Here is a 16,799-nt window from a genome sequence, read left to right as displayed (position 1 = left end):
CATCGGCTCCTTATTGGGTGCGGCGGATGCGCGGCTGCGCGGGCGGCAGGCCGGCCGGCTTGCCCTCCTGTTCGCGGCGCACCAGGAATGCGGTCAGCGAATCGATGTCGCGGATGCCCGTTTCGGCGCGGTTGGTGCCCTTGGCGAACATCGGGAATGCGTCGTTGCCGCCTGCCAGGAAATTGTTGACGGCCACGCGATAGGTTGCGCCATCGTCCAGCGGCGCACCGTTCAGCGTGACATCCGATACCGTCGCCTTGCCATTGGCATCCAGCCGATAGCGGTAGGTGAACCCTTCGGATACCTGCAGCAGGCCACGCACCTGCACCTTGTCGGCCACCCATTGCTGTTCGAGCAGCGTGCGCAGCTGCGCCCCGGTGAGGTCCATCACCACCAGCGTATTCCCGAACGGCAGCGTGGCCAGTGCCTGGCCTTTCGACACGACGTTGCCGGGGCCCGCCTCCAGGTGCTGGCGAATGCCGTCCCGGTTCATGAACGCCACCTGCGCGCTATACGGCAGCGCGGCCAGCAGCGTGGCATCGGCAACCAGGTTTCCGAGCGCGGATTCATCGGCACCGTCGCCGGCGCGCGACACGGTGGGCACGGCGATGCGTGCGACCGGCTTGGCCAGTTCGCGGTTGCTGCGCTCGCGCACGCTGGCCAGGTAGGCCGCCACTTTCGGCTCGGCCGGATAGGCGCCCTGCTCGATGACGACGTTGCGCGCATCGACGTCGACGATCTTGCCGCTCTGGCGGTCCACCATCAGCTTGATGCGCGACAGCATGTGCCCGCCCATCTGCGCCTGCGTGACGACGGTATCGCCGACCCGGCACAGGTAACCCTTGTGCGAGTGCCCGCTGATCACGAGCTTCACGGCCGGATCGAGCCGCTTCACGATCGGCACCAGGTCGCCTTCCAGGTTGTCGCAATACTGCTGGTCGAACGGCGTGACGGTGCGCCCACCCTCGTGGACCAGCAACACGAACGCGCCCACGCCCTGCGCGCGCAGTTCCGGCAGCAGGCGGTTGACGGCATCGGCTTCGTCGAGGAAGCGCAGGCCGGCGATGCCGGAAGCGACCACCACGTCGGCGGTGCCCTTCAGCACGGCGCCGATGAAGGCGATCTTGACGCCCTTCGCTTCGAGGATGCGGTAGGCCGGCAGGATGGTCTTGCCGCTGTCCGCCTCGACGACGTTGGCGGCCAGGTAGCCGAATTTCGCCCCGCCGTATTGCGAGTCGAACTGGCAGGCCTTGTCCGGCCGTGGCGAATCACAGCCGCCGTGCTGCTGGCGCAGCAGTTCCTTGCGGCCGCCGTCGAATTCATGGTTGCCGGCCGAGGTGACGGCCAGGCCCAGCATGTCCAGCGCCGCGATGGTCGGTTCATCCGCCCACATGGCCGACAGCGCCGGACTGGCGCCCACCATGTCGCCCGCGCCGACCAGCAGCAGTTCGCTGTCTTCGCGGCGCCATTGCTGCAGCGCGCCGGCAATGGTGTCGATGCCGCCCGCCATCACGGTGCGCGGCGCCTTGTCGGCCACGCCGGTGTACGTGAATTTCGTGGCTTCCAGGTTGCCATGCAGGTCGTTGATGGCGACCAGGTTGATCTCCGCGGGCGCCCGGTCGGACGGCGGCGTGGCGCACCCGGCGAGCGCGGTCAGCGCAGCCGCCAGGGCGAGAGTATGCAGTGAGGATTTCATGGAAAGGATGAGATACGTGAGCGTGTATTGTACCGGCGGCCGGCATGCGAAAACAGCGCCGCCGGCAGGTTGATACCTTGTGTTACAGACGAAAAAAAGGCCGGCGGATGCCGGCCTTTTCATCAAGCTAGACCTGCACGAACCTTAGAATTCGTACTTGACGGTGGCTTGCAGGGCCCACTGCGATTCGCCCTTTTCCTGGCGCACGGTCAGGTCTTCCACCTTGTCGCGCATCGCGTAGATGTACTTGCCGCCTTCGATGCCGACCACGTCCACGAAGGAACGGGCTTGCGCGCCGTTGGCCTGGAAGGCCACTTCGTTGATGCGGCCCCACTTCTTGTTCAGCAGGTTGCCGAAGTTCAGGATGTCCAGCGTGAACACACCCTTGTGGCCTTGCCACAGGCCCGGGATTTCCTGCGACACGCGCACGTCGAAGTTGTTGGTCCAGTTCGAGAAGCTGTTGTTGCGCTTCACGACGCCGCCAGCCGAATTGCGCAGGCCACGGTACTGTTCGACGATCGCCCAGAAGCGCTCTTCGTTGGCGTGGCTGGTGGCCGAATCGCCGCGGAAGATGACTTCGCCGGAACCGAATGCGGTCGGGATGTACATCAGGTCGTTGCCAGCCAGGTTGTCGCCGTTGGCGTCGTTGTTGAACGTCCAGCTGTACGGCTTGCCCGAACGGCCTTCATAGAACGTGCCGAAGGTGGTGCGGTAGGTGCCGAAGAAGCGCTTCTGGAAACTGAGCGATGCGCTGATGCGGTCCTTCACCAAGTAGCTGGAATTGGCTTCCACTTCCTCGTTCGGGTTCAACACGGCACGGCCCGACCAGTTCGAGTTCGACGTGGACGAGGTCAGCGGCGACACTTCCTTCGACTCTGTGTACGTGTAGGCCGCATTCCATGCCCAGCCGGCATTCATCGGACGGCTCAGCTGCAGCGTGGCCACGTTGCTGCCACCCTTCTTCGTGTTGGTGGCGACCAGCACGTTGTTGAACGTCTGGTTCGACTGGGCACGCGGGCGCAAGGCCCTGCATGCGTCACCGGCCGTGATGCTGTTGCCGCTGGCATCCCAGCACTGCCGGTCGTAACCTGGCGCCGTATAGTACAGCGCGCGGCCATCGGAACCCGTCGCAGTGGCATTGCCGAGGTTCAGGTTGCGGTAGAAGATCGCGTCACGTGCGTTCGTCTTCAGGAACTCCGCGCCCACGGTCATGCCGTACCACGGCAGTTCGTGGTCGACGGCCAGGTTCATCTTCCACACGGCCGGCTGGCGCAGGCCGGCGGCCAGCACGTCGACCGACGCGGCCGGCGGCGAGGTCGAGAACCGCGGCTGGTTGTTGATGTCGGCGCTGAACGTGCCGCCGTTGATATCGCAAACCGCGAAGCTGCCACCGCAACCGACCGTCGTCGTCGCCACGCCGGCGTTCTGGAACGGGTTACCCAGCCACACGCTCATCGCGGCACCCTGGAACAGGCCGGCGCCACCGCGGATCTGCGTACGGCGCGCGGTTTCGAAGTTGTAGTTGAAGCCCACGCGCGGCTGCCACAGCTTCTGGCCATCCAGCGTGTTGGTGTTGTTGATGCCGAAGCCACCCGTCGCGCGGCCGGCAGCATTCAGAGCGCCTGGCGCTCCCGCCAGTGCGGCATTGGCCAGTGGACGCTCGGGCACGTCGATCTTGTCCAGGCGCACGCCGGCCATCACCGTCAGGTTCGGGGTCACGGTCCAGGTATCCTGCACGAACACCCCCGTGTTCTTCATCGTGAAGCGGGCCACGGCGTCTTCCAGCGAATAGCCGGGGTTGGCGACCTGGTAGCTGTAATTCAGCGGGCGGCCGCGGCGGAAGTTTTCCAGCACGGCTTGCTGCACGTTGCTGACGGTGTCGCATCCGCCGTTGTCCTTGCTGTTCAGTAAGCTACCGCCCAGGAACTCGTAGGCCAGGCCCGTCTGGCAGGCAAACGTGTAGTTGCCGTAGACGTTCTGCAGGAACGCGTTGTAGATCTCGTTCTTCTGGTAATCGGCGCCGAATTTCACTTCATGGTCGCCCAGCTGCAGGTTGCCGCCCACGTAGACGTCATCCGTCTTCGTGCCCAGCACGTTGCGCTGGCGGCTGTTGTCGGTACCGAAGTTGATGAAGCGGTTGCCGGTACCCAGGCTTGCCGGTGCACCGGCCGGCAGCGGGCCGGAGAAGCGCAGGGCCACGGTCGGCAGCATCGCGTTCACGGTGGGCACGCTGTCATAGTCGCGGGTCGACAGCTTGATCTCGGTGGAGAAGGTCGGCGACCAGTCCGAGGTCAGCTGCGCGACCTTGGTCTCGATGACCTTGTTCTGCTGGTACCACTGCGAGTTCAGCGAGATGCCGGTGGAGGTCAGGCCGGCGAAGAACGGCTCGCTCTGCTCGGTCTTGGACCAGCGGAACATGGCGCGGTGGTCGTCGCTGATGTTCCAGTCCACTTTCAGCAGCTTGTCGGTGACGGACAGCATCGTGCCGCCGGGAACCTGGGACGTGCCGATGTCCATGCCGTAGCGGCTCTGGGCGATCTGCTGCGCCTGGTCGATGGCTTCCTGGGTCACGCCCACGTTGGTCATCTGGCTGCCGGCCACGCCGTAGCTCGGCGCCGCGCGGGTCGATTCCAGCTTCTCGTAGTTGGCGAAGATGAACAGCTTGTCCTTGATCAGCGGGCCGCCGACCGTCGCACCCTTGGTCGTTTCCTTGAACTTGGCCGGATCGTAGTAGGTGCCGTCGGTGGCGTTGAAGCGCTCGCCGGCGGTCTTGTCGTTACGGAAGACGTAGTAGACGCTGCCCTTGACGGTGTTCGTGCCGGACTTGGTCACGGCGTTGATGTTGCCGCCCGTGTAGCCCTTCTGCGTGACGTCGTAGTTGGCGACGTTGACCTGCACGGACTGGATCGCCTCGATCGAGATCGGCTGCTTCGCGGTCGGGGAGCCGGAAGCTTCCAGGCCGAACGTATCGGACACGGCCACGCCGTCGATGGTCAGCGAGTTGTAGCGGCTGTTCTGGCCGGCCACGGAAATCTCGCCGCGTTCCTTGTCGGTCTGCGACACGCGGGGGTCGGCACGCGCGTAGTCCTGCAGGTTGCGCTGGATCGATGCCTGGATCGCCAGTTCCTGCGGGCCGATATTGGTGCCGGTACCCATCGTCGTCTTCGAGAAACGATCGTTGCGCACATTGCTGCCGGTAACGGTCACGGTCTGCATCGCCTGGCCCAGCTGCGCGTCCACGCTCGCCGTTTCCGCCAGGGCGATGAACACGCCTTCACGCTTCTCGGTCACGCCGTTCTTGGTGATCGTGATGGTGTAGGGACCGCCCACGCGCAGGCCGCGGGCCACATAGCGGCCCTCGGCATCGGTGGTCACGTTGTTGACGGAACCGGACTCTACGTGACGGATCGTGACCTGTGCGCCGGAAGCCGGATTGCCGTCCGCGCCCGAGATACGACCGCCGATGGCGGAGGTCGTGTTCTGCGCGGCGGCCGGGATGGCGGCCAGTGCGATAGACAGGCTCAGCGCGATCTGCGTAAGCCGGAGCCGTTGGTGATTCATCATTGTTTAACCCCAAAATGGACGAATTTATTGGCGGTTCGCTGCGGATCTGGTGGATCACAACGACCGCCACGCTTTACTTTGTGTTGCAAGCTGCTTAGCCGACCCGAGAGCTTAGCCGGTCACGATTTCATGGCCGTGACATTGATATGACAGTTTCATGACACCTGCGTGACCGGCGCGCAGCTAAAATGACATAGCTTCCGATCAACTATGCATGAGCGTCAAAACGGTGACAAATTCGATTTAACAAGTGGATTTATACGCACGCGAAATAAATCGGGTGGGTATCGCTCGTTAAACGTCGTGTTTACTCTCGGGGATGGCTGACGGCGGGATTATAAGTGCGGCACGATTGCGTGAAATTATTTCATTTAGAAATAATAAAAACGGTGCTTGCGTACTACAGAAATGTAGCGCAAAGGCCACAGAGTTGGCAGGATTGAAAGCAAAACAATCAAGATCGCCGATGGCTCGGGGCCGATCCCGGCCATTGCAGCAGGGATCGCCAACAAAAAAGAAGTTACCGGGAATAAAGAGAAAGTCGGCGCCATCGCGGCGCCTTCCCGTCAACAACCTTTACTGCTTGCCAGCCGGCAGTGCGCCGGCAACTTCCGCCTCGAACCTGGCAAACCGTTCATCGAGCTGCTTCAGCAGCCGCTTGCGGTCGCTGTCCGCCAGGAAGGCATAGCGGATGCTGTCGTACGACAGTTTCTTCACCTCCGCGTAATCGGTCTTGTAGCGCGTGGCGAACAGCACGTATTCGTTCGACAGGCTGTGGCGGGTGACGCCGGCATCGTCCGTGGAGAGTACGAACGGCACGCCATAGCGGCGGTACAGCTCGACCGGATGCTCCTCGTTCTTCACGCCCAGGATGAACTCGTTGCTGGTGAGGTTGACCTCGACGGGGATGCGGCGCTCGCGCATCGTCTTCATCAGCGCCAGCGCATTGCGTTCATGCGCGATGTCGATGCCGTGGCCGATCCGGTTGGCGCCGGCGACATTGACCGCTTCGCCGATGTGGAACGTCAGCCCTTCCGGCGGCACGATCCCCAGGCGCAATTCGCCGGCATGCAGTGCCGTCTTCACGTCCGGGTACTTCGCCTTCAGGAAGCGGAACATCTGCATGTGCAGGCTGTAGTCCCGCATCGATACGTGCAGGCTTTCCTGGCCGACGATGTTGACGCCGACGATCAGCGGACTGGCCTGCGCCAGCTTGAAGCTGGCCAGCATTTGCGAAAACACGGCCGATGGCGACAGGAAGCGCAGCACGTAGGGCTGGTAGCGCATGGTGAAGCGCTCGTCGTCGATGCCGGCGGCGCTCTTTTCCACATTGGCGATGTAGTCGGTGATGCCACGCTGGAAGGAAGGAATGTTTTCCAGCACGGTCGCAAAATGCGTCATGTACGCTTCGAGCTGCGCCGGTGGCAGGTTCGGCGTGGTGAACAGTTTGTCGAACGCTTCGTCCGGCGTCATCGGCGCCAGCTCGAAGATGGTCTCGATGTACGCCAGGTTCTCGGCGATCGCGCGCTGCTTCAACGTGCGCAGGCCTTCATTGGTATTGGTCGATGCCACCGGGCCGAAGTAGCCGAAGGTGTCGAAGAAAGTCTGGTCCGGCGGCGCCTGGTCGGCCGAATGGTTGTGGAAGTCCAGGGTCGACCACTTTTGCAGCAGCTTGCGGTAGGTGTCGTTGTCGGCCACCAGGTCGGCGCCGGAGACGCAGGTGCGCAGGCCGTTGGGCTTGGCCCGCTCCGCTTCCACGGCCGCCTTGTCGCTGGTGATCCTGAAATTGGTCTTGTTGACGCAGTACCCCTGCCGGTCCACCCACTCCAGGTACTGCTCGGCATAGATCGCGCCGGAGTAATGGTGGTGCAGGTCGCCGCCCTTCGGCATCATCGTCATGAACATCGTCAGTTCCGCCGTTTTCGCCGGGCTGGCGACCAGCGAGGCGAAATGGCGCTTGACGATGTCTTCGTTGCCGCCTTTTGCCTGCGCGCCAAAGGCGAAGGCCGCGGCAAGGGCGGCGGCGAGGATGCGACGGGTGTTGACTGCTGTTTGCATGGGACTCTCTCGTGAAGGTGAGAAAGTCAGCTCTCCCGCTGGTGCACCCGCTTGCCGGCCGAGTACGTGGCCGCGATCACGCGGTCGTCGCCCAGCAGGGCCAGCGCGAACAGCATCTCCTCGAGGCTTTCCGTGCGGGCCGTGCGGCGCGCCAGCAACGGCGTGGCCTGCGGATCGAGCACGATGAAATCGGCCTCGTTGCCGGCCGCCAGGCTGCCGATCGTGCCGTCCAGGTGCAGGCTGCGCGCGGCGCCCAGCGTCGACAAATAAAACATGCGCAGCGCGGGCAGGTAGCTGCCTTTCAAGCGCGCTACTTTATAGGCTTCATTCATCGTTTGCAACATCGAGAACGACGTGCCCGCGCCGACGTCCGTGGCCAGCGCCATCGGCATGCCGGCCTTGTCGGCTTCCTCGAAATCGAACAGGCCGCTGCCCAGGAACAGGTTCGACGTGGGACACACGGCGGCGGCCGATTTCGTTTCCGCCATGCGGGCGCGGTCTTCGCCATCGAGCCAGATGCAGTGGCCGAACACGGCGCGCGGGCGCAGCATGCCGTAGTGGTCGTATACGTCGAGGTAGCTGCGCGCGTTCGGATACAGCTGCTGCACCCACTTGCACTCATCCTCGTTTTCCGACACGTGGGTCTGCAGATACGTGTCCGGGTACTTGCGGGCCAGCGCGCCGGCCAGCTCCATCTGCGCCTCGGTGGACGTGGGCGCGAAACGGGGCGTGATCGCGTATTGCGAGCGGCCGTGGTTGTGCCAGCGCCCGATCAGCTCTTCCGACTCGAGGGCGCCCCGCTCGGCCGTGTCGCACAGGAAGTCCGGGCAGTGGCGGTCCATCATCACCTTGCCGGCGATCATGCGCAGGCCGCGCGCTTCGCTGGCGGTGAAGAACGCATCCACCGATTGCGGGTGCACCGTGCAATACACCAGCGCCGTGGTGGTGCCCACGCGCATCAGCTCATCCAGGAAGAATTCGGCGACGCCAGCCGCATGGGCCGGGTCGGCGAACGCGCGCTCGGTCGGGAACGTGTACTGCTCCAGCCATGGCAGCAGGCCCGGCGCCGGGGAGGCGATCATGTCGGTCTGCGGGTAGTGGATGTGGGCGTCGATGAAGCCGGCCGTGATGATCTTGCCGCGGTAATCCGTCACCGGCGTATCGGGCGGCAGCGTGTCGCGCAGCTTGTCCCAGTCGCCGGCGGCCTGGATCTTGCCATCGGCAACGATCAGCAGGCCATCCTCGTACCAGGAATGGGCCCGCTCGCTGAAGGCCGGGTCGGCATGGAAGGTCAGCAGGCCGGCGCGGTAGGCCTGCACGTTCGGGGTGGTTTGCATGTCAGTTCTCTTGCAGGGCGGGTTGGCGTGGCATCGCGGCGGCCGCGTGCGCCTGCGCTTCCCAGGTCATCAGTAATTGTGCCGCCACGGAGACGGCAATGGCGGCGGGTGCCTTGTCGGTAATGCCGGGCACGCCGATCGGGCAGACCATCGCATCGATGCGCTCCGCCGGCAAGCCGCGCGCCAGCAGCCGGCGTTCGAACAGCACCCGTTTGGTTTTCGAGCCGATCAGGCCGAACCAGCCCACGCTGTCGCGCGCCAGGATGGCGGCGGACAGGCGCTCGTCCAGCGCATGGCTGTGGGTCAGCACGAGGTAGCTGGCGCCGGGTGGAGCCGATGCTACCACGGCTTCCGGCGTATCGGTCGCCTCGACGATCACGTTGGCGGGCACCTGCGCCGGGAACATGTCGTCGCGCTCGTCCACCCACGTGATGGTGCACGGCAGCTCCGCCAGTGCCCGCACGATCGCGGCACCCACGTGGCCGGCGCCGAACAGCACCAGGTGCGCCGCCGGCGCCGCGACCGGATCGACCAGCCAGCCCTCGGGCAGCACGATGGCGCTGGAGGTGCGCGGGAAGTGGCGCGGGAAGTGGCGCGGCACATCGACCTCGCCGGCAACCAGCGCGCCTTCCGCATCGAACACCGCGTTGCGTGGCCGGCCGGCGATCGACGCGACGCGCCAGAAGTCGCTGGTCCTGTCGCCACGCAGTACGGTGAGCGCTTCGGCGACGGAATCGGTCACCGGTTCGAACAGCAGCCAGACGACGCCGCCGCAGCACTGGCCCAGGCTGGGGCCGAGGCCGAAGCGCTCATTGCGCACCTCGGTGGCACCGGCGGCCAGCATCTCGCGGGCGATCTCCACCGCGCGCAGTTCCAGGTGGCCGCCGCCGATCGTGTCGTGCAGCGATCGCTGCGTGACCAGGAACTTCGCCCCCGGCTCGCGCGGCGCCGATCCCTCGACCCGCGCCACCGTTACCAGCACCGCCGGTGCGGTGGTTGTCGTCAGCCATTCGTTCATGATTCAATCCTCAACCAGGGTAGTCAAATGCCCTGATTCACTTACCAGCACCCCAAGTGCAGAGTCTGGGGTCAGACCCGCCGGGTCTGACCCCGGGTTTTGCTTTGGGGTGAAAACGGTGACAAGCACAGATTAATTTGCAACTTTCGCGGTCACGGCATCGATCGCGCGCAGGATTTCCTCGCTGGTGGCGGGGGCGTTCAGCGGCGGGTTCACCTGGTGGTTGCCCACGGCGGAGATGGCGTCGCGGATGGCGAAGAACACCGAGAACGGCAGCAGCAGCGGCGGTTCGCCGACCGCTTTCGAGCGGTGGATGCTGTCGGCCACGTTCGGCTGCTCGAACAGGTTCACGCGGAAGTCCCCCGGGCAATCGGAAATGCCGGGGATCTTGTACGTGGATGGTGCGTGCGTCATCAGCTTGCCGTTCGCATTCCACCACAGCTGCTCGGTGGTGAGCCAGCCCATGCCCTGGATGAACGCGCCTTCGACCTGGCCGATATCGATGGCCGGGTTCAGCGACTTGCCGGCGTCGTACAGCGCATCGGCGCGCAGCAGGCGCCATTCGCCGGTCAGCGTGTCGACGATCACTTCGGAGACCGCCGCGCCGAACGCGTAGTACGAGAATGGATGGCCATTCATCGACTTCGGATCCCACGACAGGTGCGGCGTGGCGTAGAAGCCGTCCGACCACAGCTGCACGCGCTTCAGGTAGGCCTGGCCCACCAGCACGTGCCAGCGGATAGCCTGGCCGTTGACATGCACGTGATCGTCCTCGAAGCGCACCGACGCCACATCGCCGCCATGCTGCTCGACGGCGAACTTGGCCAGCCGTTCCTTGATCTGCCGGGCGGCATCCTGCGCCGCCTTGCCGTTCAGGTCCGCGCCGGTCGATGCCGCGGTGGCCGACGTGTTGGCGACCTTGCTGGTATCGGTGGCGGTGATGCGCACGTGGCACATGTCCAGCCCCAGTTCGTGGGCCACCACCTGCATCACCTTGGTGTTGACGCCCTGCCCCATCTCGGTACCGCCGTGGTTGACGAGCACCGAACCGTCGACATACACGTGCACCAGCGCGCCGGCCTGGTTCAGGTGCGTGACGTTGAACGCGATGCCGAATTTGAGCGGCGTGAAGGCCAGGCCCTTCTTCAGCACCGGGCTGGTGGCGTTGAATTTCTCGATGGCTTCGCGGCGCGCGCGGTATTCGCTGGTGGCTTCCAGCCGCGCGGTCAGTTCCGGCAGCACGTTGCCTTCGACGAGCTGGCCGTACGGCGTGACGTTGCGCTCGTCGGTGCCATAGAAATTCAGGCGGCGGATATCCAGCGCATCCTTGCCCAGTTCGCGGGCGATCTCGTCGATGATGTATTCCATCGCGATCGCGCCCTGCGGCCCGCCGAAGCCGCGGAACGCGGTGTTCGACTGCGTGTTGGTCTTGCCGGCGCCGGCACGGATGTCGGCATCGGACAGGTAGTAGCAATTGTCGAAGTGGCAGATCGCCCGGGTCGCCACGGGGCCGGACAGGTCGGCCGAGTAGCCGGCGCGCGACGTCATGTCCACCTTGGCGGCAACGATGCGGCCCGCGTCGTCGTAACCCACTTCGTACTCATAGAAGAAGCAGTGGCGCTTGCCGGTGACGATCATGTCGTCGTCGCGGTCGGCGCGCAGCTTGACCGGCACTTTCAGCTTGAACGCGGCCAGCGAGGCGCAGATCGCCCACAGCGCGGACTGCGATTCCTTGCCGCCGAAGCCGCCGCCCATGCGGCGGCACTCGACCGTCACATTGTGCGAATTCAGGCCCAGCGCATGCGCGACCAGGTGCAGCATCTCGCTCGGGTGCTGGGTGGAGCACTGCACGAACATGCCGCGGTTTTCCTTCGGGATCGCGTACGAGATCTGGCCTTCCAGGTAGAACTGCTCCTGGCCGCCGACGAACAGTTCGCCCTTGACCTTGCGCGGGGCGCGCTCGAACGCGGCCTGCGCATCGCCCTTCAGCAGCTTCATCGGCGGCAGCACGTACGAGCCCGCGGCTTTCGCCTGCTGCGGCGTGAAAATGGCCGGCAGTTCGTCGTACGTGATCACGGCCTTGCGGGCGGCGCGGCGCGCGTTGGTGTGCGTGTCGGCGACCACGACAAAGATCGGCTGGCCCACGTACTGCACCAGGCCGGGCGACAAGATCGGATCGTCATGGATGATCGGGCCCATGTCGTTGACGCCGGGGATATCGGTGGCGGTGAACACGGCGACCACGCCCGGGGAGTTCTTGACCGGCTCCAGGTCCATGGCGGTGATGTTGGCGTGCGCCTTGGTCGACAGGCCCAGCGCGGCGTGCAGCGTGCCTTGCAGCTCGGGGATGTCGTCCGTGTAGGTAGCCTGGCCCAGCACGTGCAGCTCGGCCGATTCATGCTTGCGCGACAGGCCGACGCCGGACCATGCGGCACCTGCCAGCTCGGGGATGGCGGCCTTCAGTTCGGGGATGGCGGGATGGTTCATGGGTGTCTCCTCAGGCAGCGGCAAAGGCGTTCACGTCGGCATTCGCCAGCGGCGCATCGATACGGGTTTCAAGCCAGAAGCGGCGCAGCAGGTTTTGCGCGGTGCGCATGCGGTAGGTGCTGGAGGCGCGCATGTCGGTCAGCGGCGCGTAATCCTGCGCCAGCGCGGCGATCGCTTCGACCAGCGCTTCTTCGCTCCACACGCGGCCGTTCAGCACGGCTTCAGCCTGCGCGGCGCGTTTTGGCGTGCCGGCCATGCCGCCGTAGCAGATGCGGGCATCGACGACCTTGCCGCCATCGAGTTCGAAGGCATAGGCGGCGCACACGGCCGAGATGTCCTGGTCGAAGCGCTTGGCCAGTTTATAGGTGCGGAACGCTACATTGGCGCGCGGCAGCGGCACGCGCACGGCGCGCACGAACTCGCCCGGCCGCATGTCCTTCTTCATGTAGTCGAGGTAGAACGCGTCCATCGGCAGCGTGCGGTCGCCGGCGGCACTGTGCAGCACCACTTCGCTGCCCAGCGCGATCATCCACGGCATCGAGTCGCCGATCGGCGAACCGTTGGCCACGTTGCCGCCCAGGGTGCCGGCATTGCGGATCGGCAGCGAGGCAAAACGCTGGCGCAGTTCGGACAGCTCGGCCGGGTAGTATTCGCACAGCTTGCCGTAGGCTTCGTCCAGCGCGACGCCGGCGCCGATTTCAAGCATAGGACGGTCGTGGGACGCAGCATCCAGCGTCACGCTCTTGAGTGCTTCGACGTGGCCCAGGTAGATGATGTCGGTGAGCACGCGCATCTGCTTGGTGATCCACAGGCCCACGTCAGTGGAGCCGGCCAGCAGCGTGGCGGCGGGATGCTCGGCGCGCAGCTGCGCCAGTTCTTCCAGCGTGCGCGGAGCGTGGAACGTCTGGCCGTTGGCGGCGTACGTGGACAGCTTGTCCCGCTTCAGTGCCTGCAGCTGTTCGGCCAGTCCGGTGGTATCAAAATCTACGGCCGGCAGTTCCGTCATGCGGCGGGCGGCATCGATGATGGGACGGTAGCCGGTGCAGCGGCACAGGTTGCCGGACAGGCAATCGTCGATCTCTTTCCGCTCGGGCGTGCGGCCTTCCACTTTCAGGTACATGCCCCACAGCGACATGGCGAAGCCCGGGGTACAGAAGCCGCATTGCGAACCGTGGCATTCGACCAGTGCCTGCTGCACCGGGTGCAGGTCGCCGTTCGGCTGCTGCAGGTCCTCGACGGTGAACAGGGCCTTGCCGTCCAGCGTGGGCGTCAGCTGGATGCAGGAATTGACGGCTTTCAGCTCGACCTTGCCATCGACAAGGGAGCCGACCACGACGGTACAGGCACCGCAATCGCCCTCGGCACAGCCTTCCTTGGTGCCGGTGCAATGCAGGTCTTCGCGCAGGTGCTGGAGCACGGTTTGCGTGGTATCGGCGCCTTGCACTTCGTGCACGGCGCCGCGGAAGTAAAAGCGGATCGGTTCGGACATGTTGGCCTCGCGGTGGTATCAGTTTGTAAGACTAACATTCGCGACCAACCCACCTATAACATATTGGTGATGAGCCTTATCACCCAAACAGCATGAAGCAACTTTCCGGCCGTGCCGATTGCAAGATCAGGGTTTCGCGGCCTGCCGGTCGTGGAATTCGAAGCGCGCGCGGTCTTGCGGATCGTAGGCCCCCGACTGCACGTCGAGCCGCATCACGCTGGCACCCGGCTGGGTGGCCTTCGGCCAGGCCGGCAGGCCGGCGCCGTTCGGATCGCCATGCTTGATGAAGTTGGCAAAATAGCCCTGCATGGTGCGCGACACGGCGCGGTCCTCGTCCGTCCAGGCATACACCTTGTTGCCGTCCAGGTTACCCATCGCGTATTCGATCTCCGCCGAATGGGCCGCACCGGTGGCCGCCGGCTGGCCATCGACGGTGGCCGGCCGCGGGCGGCTGTAGTAATAGCGCCACGTCGGTGCCGCTTTGGCATGCAGGTCGATCCATTTCCACGTGCCGTAGACGATCCAGCGGTCGCTCGACAGGTCGCGCGCGGCATCGGCCACGTCGTAGTCATACACGCGGGCCGCGGCCGCCGCATCGTCGCCGTAGAACTTTTTCAACACCGCCTGGAAGCGTTCCGGCGTCGGCTCCTGGTTCTCCAGGATCGCGCCGGCGTGCATTTCCTGCGAATTCCAGCCGGCCAGCAGCGGCACCTTCGCCTGGCGGCCCTGCGCGTAGGTGTCCAGCGGCGCGCGGTCGAACACGTGGCCATCGGTGACGATGCCGAACCACGGCACGCCCGGCTTGGCCTGCGCTTCCAGCAGGGCTTCGGCCGGCGCCGCGCGCAGCTCTTTCAGCGTGGCGAAGCCGGCGCCTTGCGCGAACGCCGCGCCCTGCTTTTCCGCTTCCGCCAGCGGCGGAGCGCCGCGCCGGCCCAGCACCGAACCGCTTTCGCCGATGGCGCGCGCGAACAGGCCCTTCGACATCGGCATGATCATCTGCGCGCTGACCGAATACGAACCGGCCGATTCGCCGGCGATCGTCACCTGCGCCGGATCGCCGCCGAAGGCCGCGATATTCTTCTTCACCCACGCCAGCGCGGCCGACTGGTCCATCAGGCCATAGTTGCCGGACGCCTTGTACTTGCTCTCGGCCGTCAGCTCCGGATGGGCGAGGAAGCCGAACGCGCCGAGACGGTAATTGATCGTCAACGCCACGATACCCTGCTTCGCCATCGCCGCACCCTCGTAGCGCGGCTCCGATCCATCGCCCGTGGCGAGGCCCCCGCCGTGGATATAGACCAGCACCGGCAGCGCCTTCTTGCCCGCGCCAGCGCTGGCCGGCGCCCACACGTTCAGGTACAGGCAATCCTCGGACTGGCCGGGCGAGCGGAACACCATGTCGGAATACAGCGGCAGCTGCATGCAGCGGTTGCCGAAGTCCACCGCCTCGCGCACGCCCTGCCACGGCCGCACCGGCTGCGGGGCCTGCCAGCGCAGCTCACCGACCGGCGGCGCGGCGAACGGAATGCCCTTGAAGACGCGCACGCCATCCTCGATGCGCCCTTCGATGCGGCCGCCTTCGACCTTGACGGTGGTGACGGGCGCGGCGCCCTGGGCGAGCGTGCTTGCGGCGGCCAGCAGGATGCCGGCGGAGGCTGCTTTCATGTGTTGTCTCCCGTTGTGGTTGTTAACGTGATGATAGCGCTATCCCCACCTGGTGCACCAGCAGAGCCCGTGTCAGGGGGGCATTGCAGGGGTTTCAAAGAGCACCGCTCTTTGCCTGCAATGCGTCTAGTTGCACCAGAGACATCGATCCCGTAGAATTTGCAGCTCTGCGGCCGCGCCTGCCGCGACACTTGCCCACGCTTTGGACAACATTCCCTTATGGGTACAGCTCGCTGTACTCGCCTGCCTGATTTTCCTGTCGGCTTTTTTCGCGATGGCCGAAACCGCCCTGATGGCGGCCAACCGGTTCCGTTTGCGCCATGAAGCGAAACGCGGCAGCCGCCGTGCGCTGGCCACGCTGTGGCTGCTGGAACGGACCGAGCGCCTCCTGTCGCTGGTATTGATCGCCAACACGCTGCTGAACGCCATGGCCATCGCGCTGGTGACGGCGATCGCCATCAACCGCTTCGGCCTCGATGAACAGGTGATCATGGTCTCGACCGGCGTGGCGGTGTTCGCGCTGATCGTGCTGACCGGGATCGCGCCGAAGATCATCGGCGCCCGCTATGCCGACCAGGTGGTGCTGCCGGCCAGCCTCGTGCTGCGCCCCCTGCTGCGCGCGGCCGGGCCGCTGATCTGGTTCGTCAACCTGTTCGTGGCAACGCTGCTGCGCGCCTTCCGCGTCAAGCCGGCCGCCAATCCCCACGAGGCGGGACTGTCGGCCGACGAATTGCGCTCGCTGCTGCTGGAAGCGGGCAATTTCATGCCGCAGCAGCACCGCAGCATCCTGCTCAACCTGTTCGACCTCGACAAGATCTCGGTCGAGGACGTGATGACGCCCCGCGCGCAGATCGAGGCGCTCAACCTCGCCCTGCCCGCCAGCGAAATCCGGCGGCAGCTGACGGCATGCCGGCACACCAAGCTGCCCGTCCACGATGGCGAGATCAACGGCATCACCGGCATCCTGCACGTGCGCCGGGCCGTTTCGCTGCTGAACGAGGAAGACGAGCTCACCGCGGAACGCATCCGCGCCCTGTTGTCCGCGCCTTATTTCATTCCGCAGGATACGGCCGTGTTCGCGCAACTGCAGAATTTCCAGGACCGCCGGGAACGGCTGGCGATCATCGTCGACGAGTACGGCGAGGTGCAAGGCCTCGTGACGCTGGACGATATCATCGAAGAAATGATTGGCGAATTCACCACGCCGGCACCCTCCGCGCCGCGGCCCGAGGCGTTCGGCTGGGACAGCGCGGGCACCTGCCTGCTCGAGGGCAGTACCGCGCTGCGCGACATCAACAAGCGGCTGGGATTAAACTTTCCGCTGGACGGGCCGAAAACACTGAACGGCTTGCTGCTTGAATACCTGCAGGACATTCCCGATGCGCCGATCTGCGTGCGCATTGGCAATTGCATCATGGAGGTTGTACAAGTGCAAAACCAGCGCGTGAAAGTCGCCAAATTGACACACCTGTGAGCGCGCGGAAC

General features: G+C 65.0%; 9 protein-coding genes. 1 reads left to right on the top strand and 8 read right to left on the bottom strand.

Features of this window, described 5'->3' with window-relative positions:
• Positions 1–10 precede the first annotated feature (10 nt).
• The 8 genes from OU994_RS06985 to OU994_RS06950 form a co-directional block, all read right to left on the bottom strand.
• Positions 11–1,696 carry a bifunctional UDP-sugar hydrolase/5'-nucleotidase gene (locus OU994_RS06985; RefSeq protein ID WP_281610162.1) on the bottom strand — a complete coding sequence of 562 codons (1,686 nt, stop codon included), beginning with the start codon at positions 1,694–1,696 and terminating at the stop codon, positions 11–13.
• 144 nt (positions 1,697–1,840) lie between these two features.
• Positions 1,841–5,260: a TonB-dependent receptor gene (locus OU994_RS06980; RefSeq protein ID WP_281610161.1), complete on the bottom strand. Its 3,420-nt coding sequence runs from the start codon at positions 5,258–5,260 to the stop codon at positions 1,841–1,843.
• Positions 5,261–5,836: 576 nt separating this feature from the next.
• Positions 5,837–7,318 (bottom strand): adenosine deaminase, encoded by a 1,482-nt coding sequence (locus tag OU994_RS06975; RefSeq protein WP_281610160.1) that lies wholly within the window; start codon positions 7,316–7,318, stop codon positions 5,837–5,839.
• A gap of 26 nt (positions 7,319–7,344) precedes the next feature.
• Entirely contained in the window at positions 7,345–8,655 is a 1,311-nt protein-coding gene (guaD, locus tag OU994_RS06970) for a guanine deaminase (RefSeq protein WP_281610159.1), read from the bottom strand.
• A 1-nt stretch (position 8,656) separates the two neighbouring features.
• Positions 8,657–9,673 (bottom strand): xanthine dehydrogenase accessory protein XdhC, encoded by a 1,017-nt coding sequence (gene xdhC / locus OU994_RS06965; RefSeq protein ID WP_281610158.1) that lies wholly within the window; start codon positions 9,671–9,673, stop codon positions 8,657–8,659.
• A gap of 132 nt (positions 9,674–9,805) precedes the next feature.
• Entirely contained in the window at positions 9,806–12,160 is a 2,355-nt protein-coding gene (gene xdhB / locus OU994_RS06960; protein ID WP_281610157.1) for a xanthine dehydrogenase molybdopterin binding subunit, read from the bottom strand.
• 10 nt (positions 12,161–12,170) lie between these two features.
• A complete protein-coding gene (gene xdhA, locus OU994_RS06955) occupies positions 12,171–13,649 on the bottom strand; it encodes a xanthine dehydrogenase small subunit (RefSeq protein ID WP_281610156.1) in 1,479 nt (492 codons plus the stop codon).
• A 126-nt stretch (positions 13,650–13,775) separates the two neighbouring features.
• Positions 13,776–15,314, bottom strand: a complete 1,539-nt coding sequence (locus OU994_RS06950) for a carboxylesterase/lipase family protein (protein ID WP_281610155.1) — start codon at positions 15,312–15,314, stop codon at positions 13,776–13,778.
• A gap of 202 nt (positions 15,315–15,516) precedes the next feature.
• Here OU994_RS06950 and OU994_RS06945 point away from each other — a divergent pair, with 202 nt between their 5' ends.
• Positions 15,517–16,788 carry an HlyC/CorC family transporter gene (locus OU994_RS06945; protein WP_281610154.1) on the top strand — a complete coding sequence of 424 codons (1,272 nt, stop codon included), beginning with the start codon at positions 15,517–15,519 and terminating at the stop codon, positions 16,786–16,788.
• The last annotated feature ends 11 nt before the right edge of the window (positions 16,789–16,799 follow it).

The organism is Pseudoduganella sp. SL102 (genome assembly GCF_027856995.1).
In the GTDB taxonomy this organism is placed as follows: domain Bacteria; phylum Pseudomonadota; class Gammaproteobacteria; order Burkholderiales; family Burkholderiaceae_D; genus Rugamonas; species Rugamonas albidiflava.
This window is presented reverse-complemented; position numbering and strand designations above follow the sequence as displayed.

Coding starts and splice junctions, on each gene's coding strand:
- OU994_RS06985 (WP_281610162.1), bottom strand. CDS start 1,696: ATGAAATCCTCACTGCATACTCTCGCCCTGGCGGCTGCGCTGACCGCG.
- OU994_RS06980 (WP_281610161.1), bottom strand. CDS start 5,260: ATGATGAATCACCAACGGCTCCGGCTTACGCAGATCGCGCTGAGCCTG.
- OU994_RS06975 (WP_281610160.1), bottom strand. CDS start 7,318: ATGCAAACAGCAGTCAACACCCGTCGCATCCTCGCCGCCGCCCTTGCC.
- guaD (WP_281610159.1), bottom strand. CDS start 8,655: ATGCAAACCACCCCGAACGTGCAGGCCTACCGCGCCGGCCTGCTGACC.
- xdhC (WP_281610158.1), bottom strand. CDS start 9,673: ATGAACGAATGGCTGACGACAACCACCGCACCGGCGGTGCTGGTAACG.
- xdhB (WP_281610157.1), bottom strand. CDS start 12,160: ATGAACCATCCCGCCATCCCCGAACTGAAGGCCGCCATCCCCGAGCTG.
- xdhA (WP_281610156.1), bottom strand. CDS start 13,649: ATGTCCGAACCGATCCGCTTTTACTTCCGCGGCGCCGTGCACGAAGTG.
- OU994_RS06950 (WP_281610155.1), bottom strand. CDS start 15,314: ATGAAAGCAGCCTCCGCCGGCATCCTGCTGGCCGCCGCAAGCACGCTC.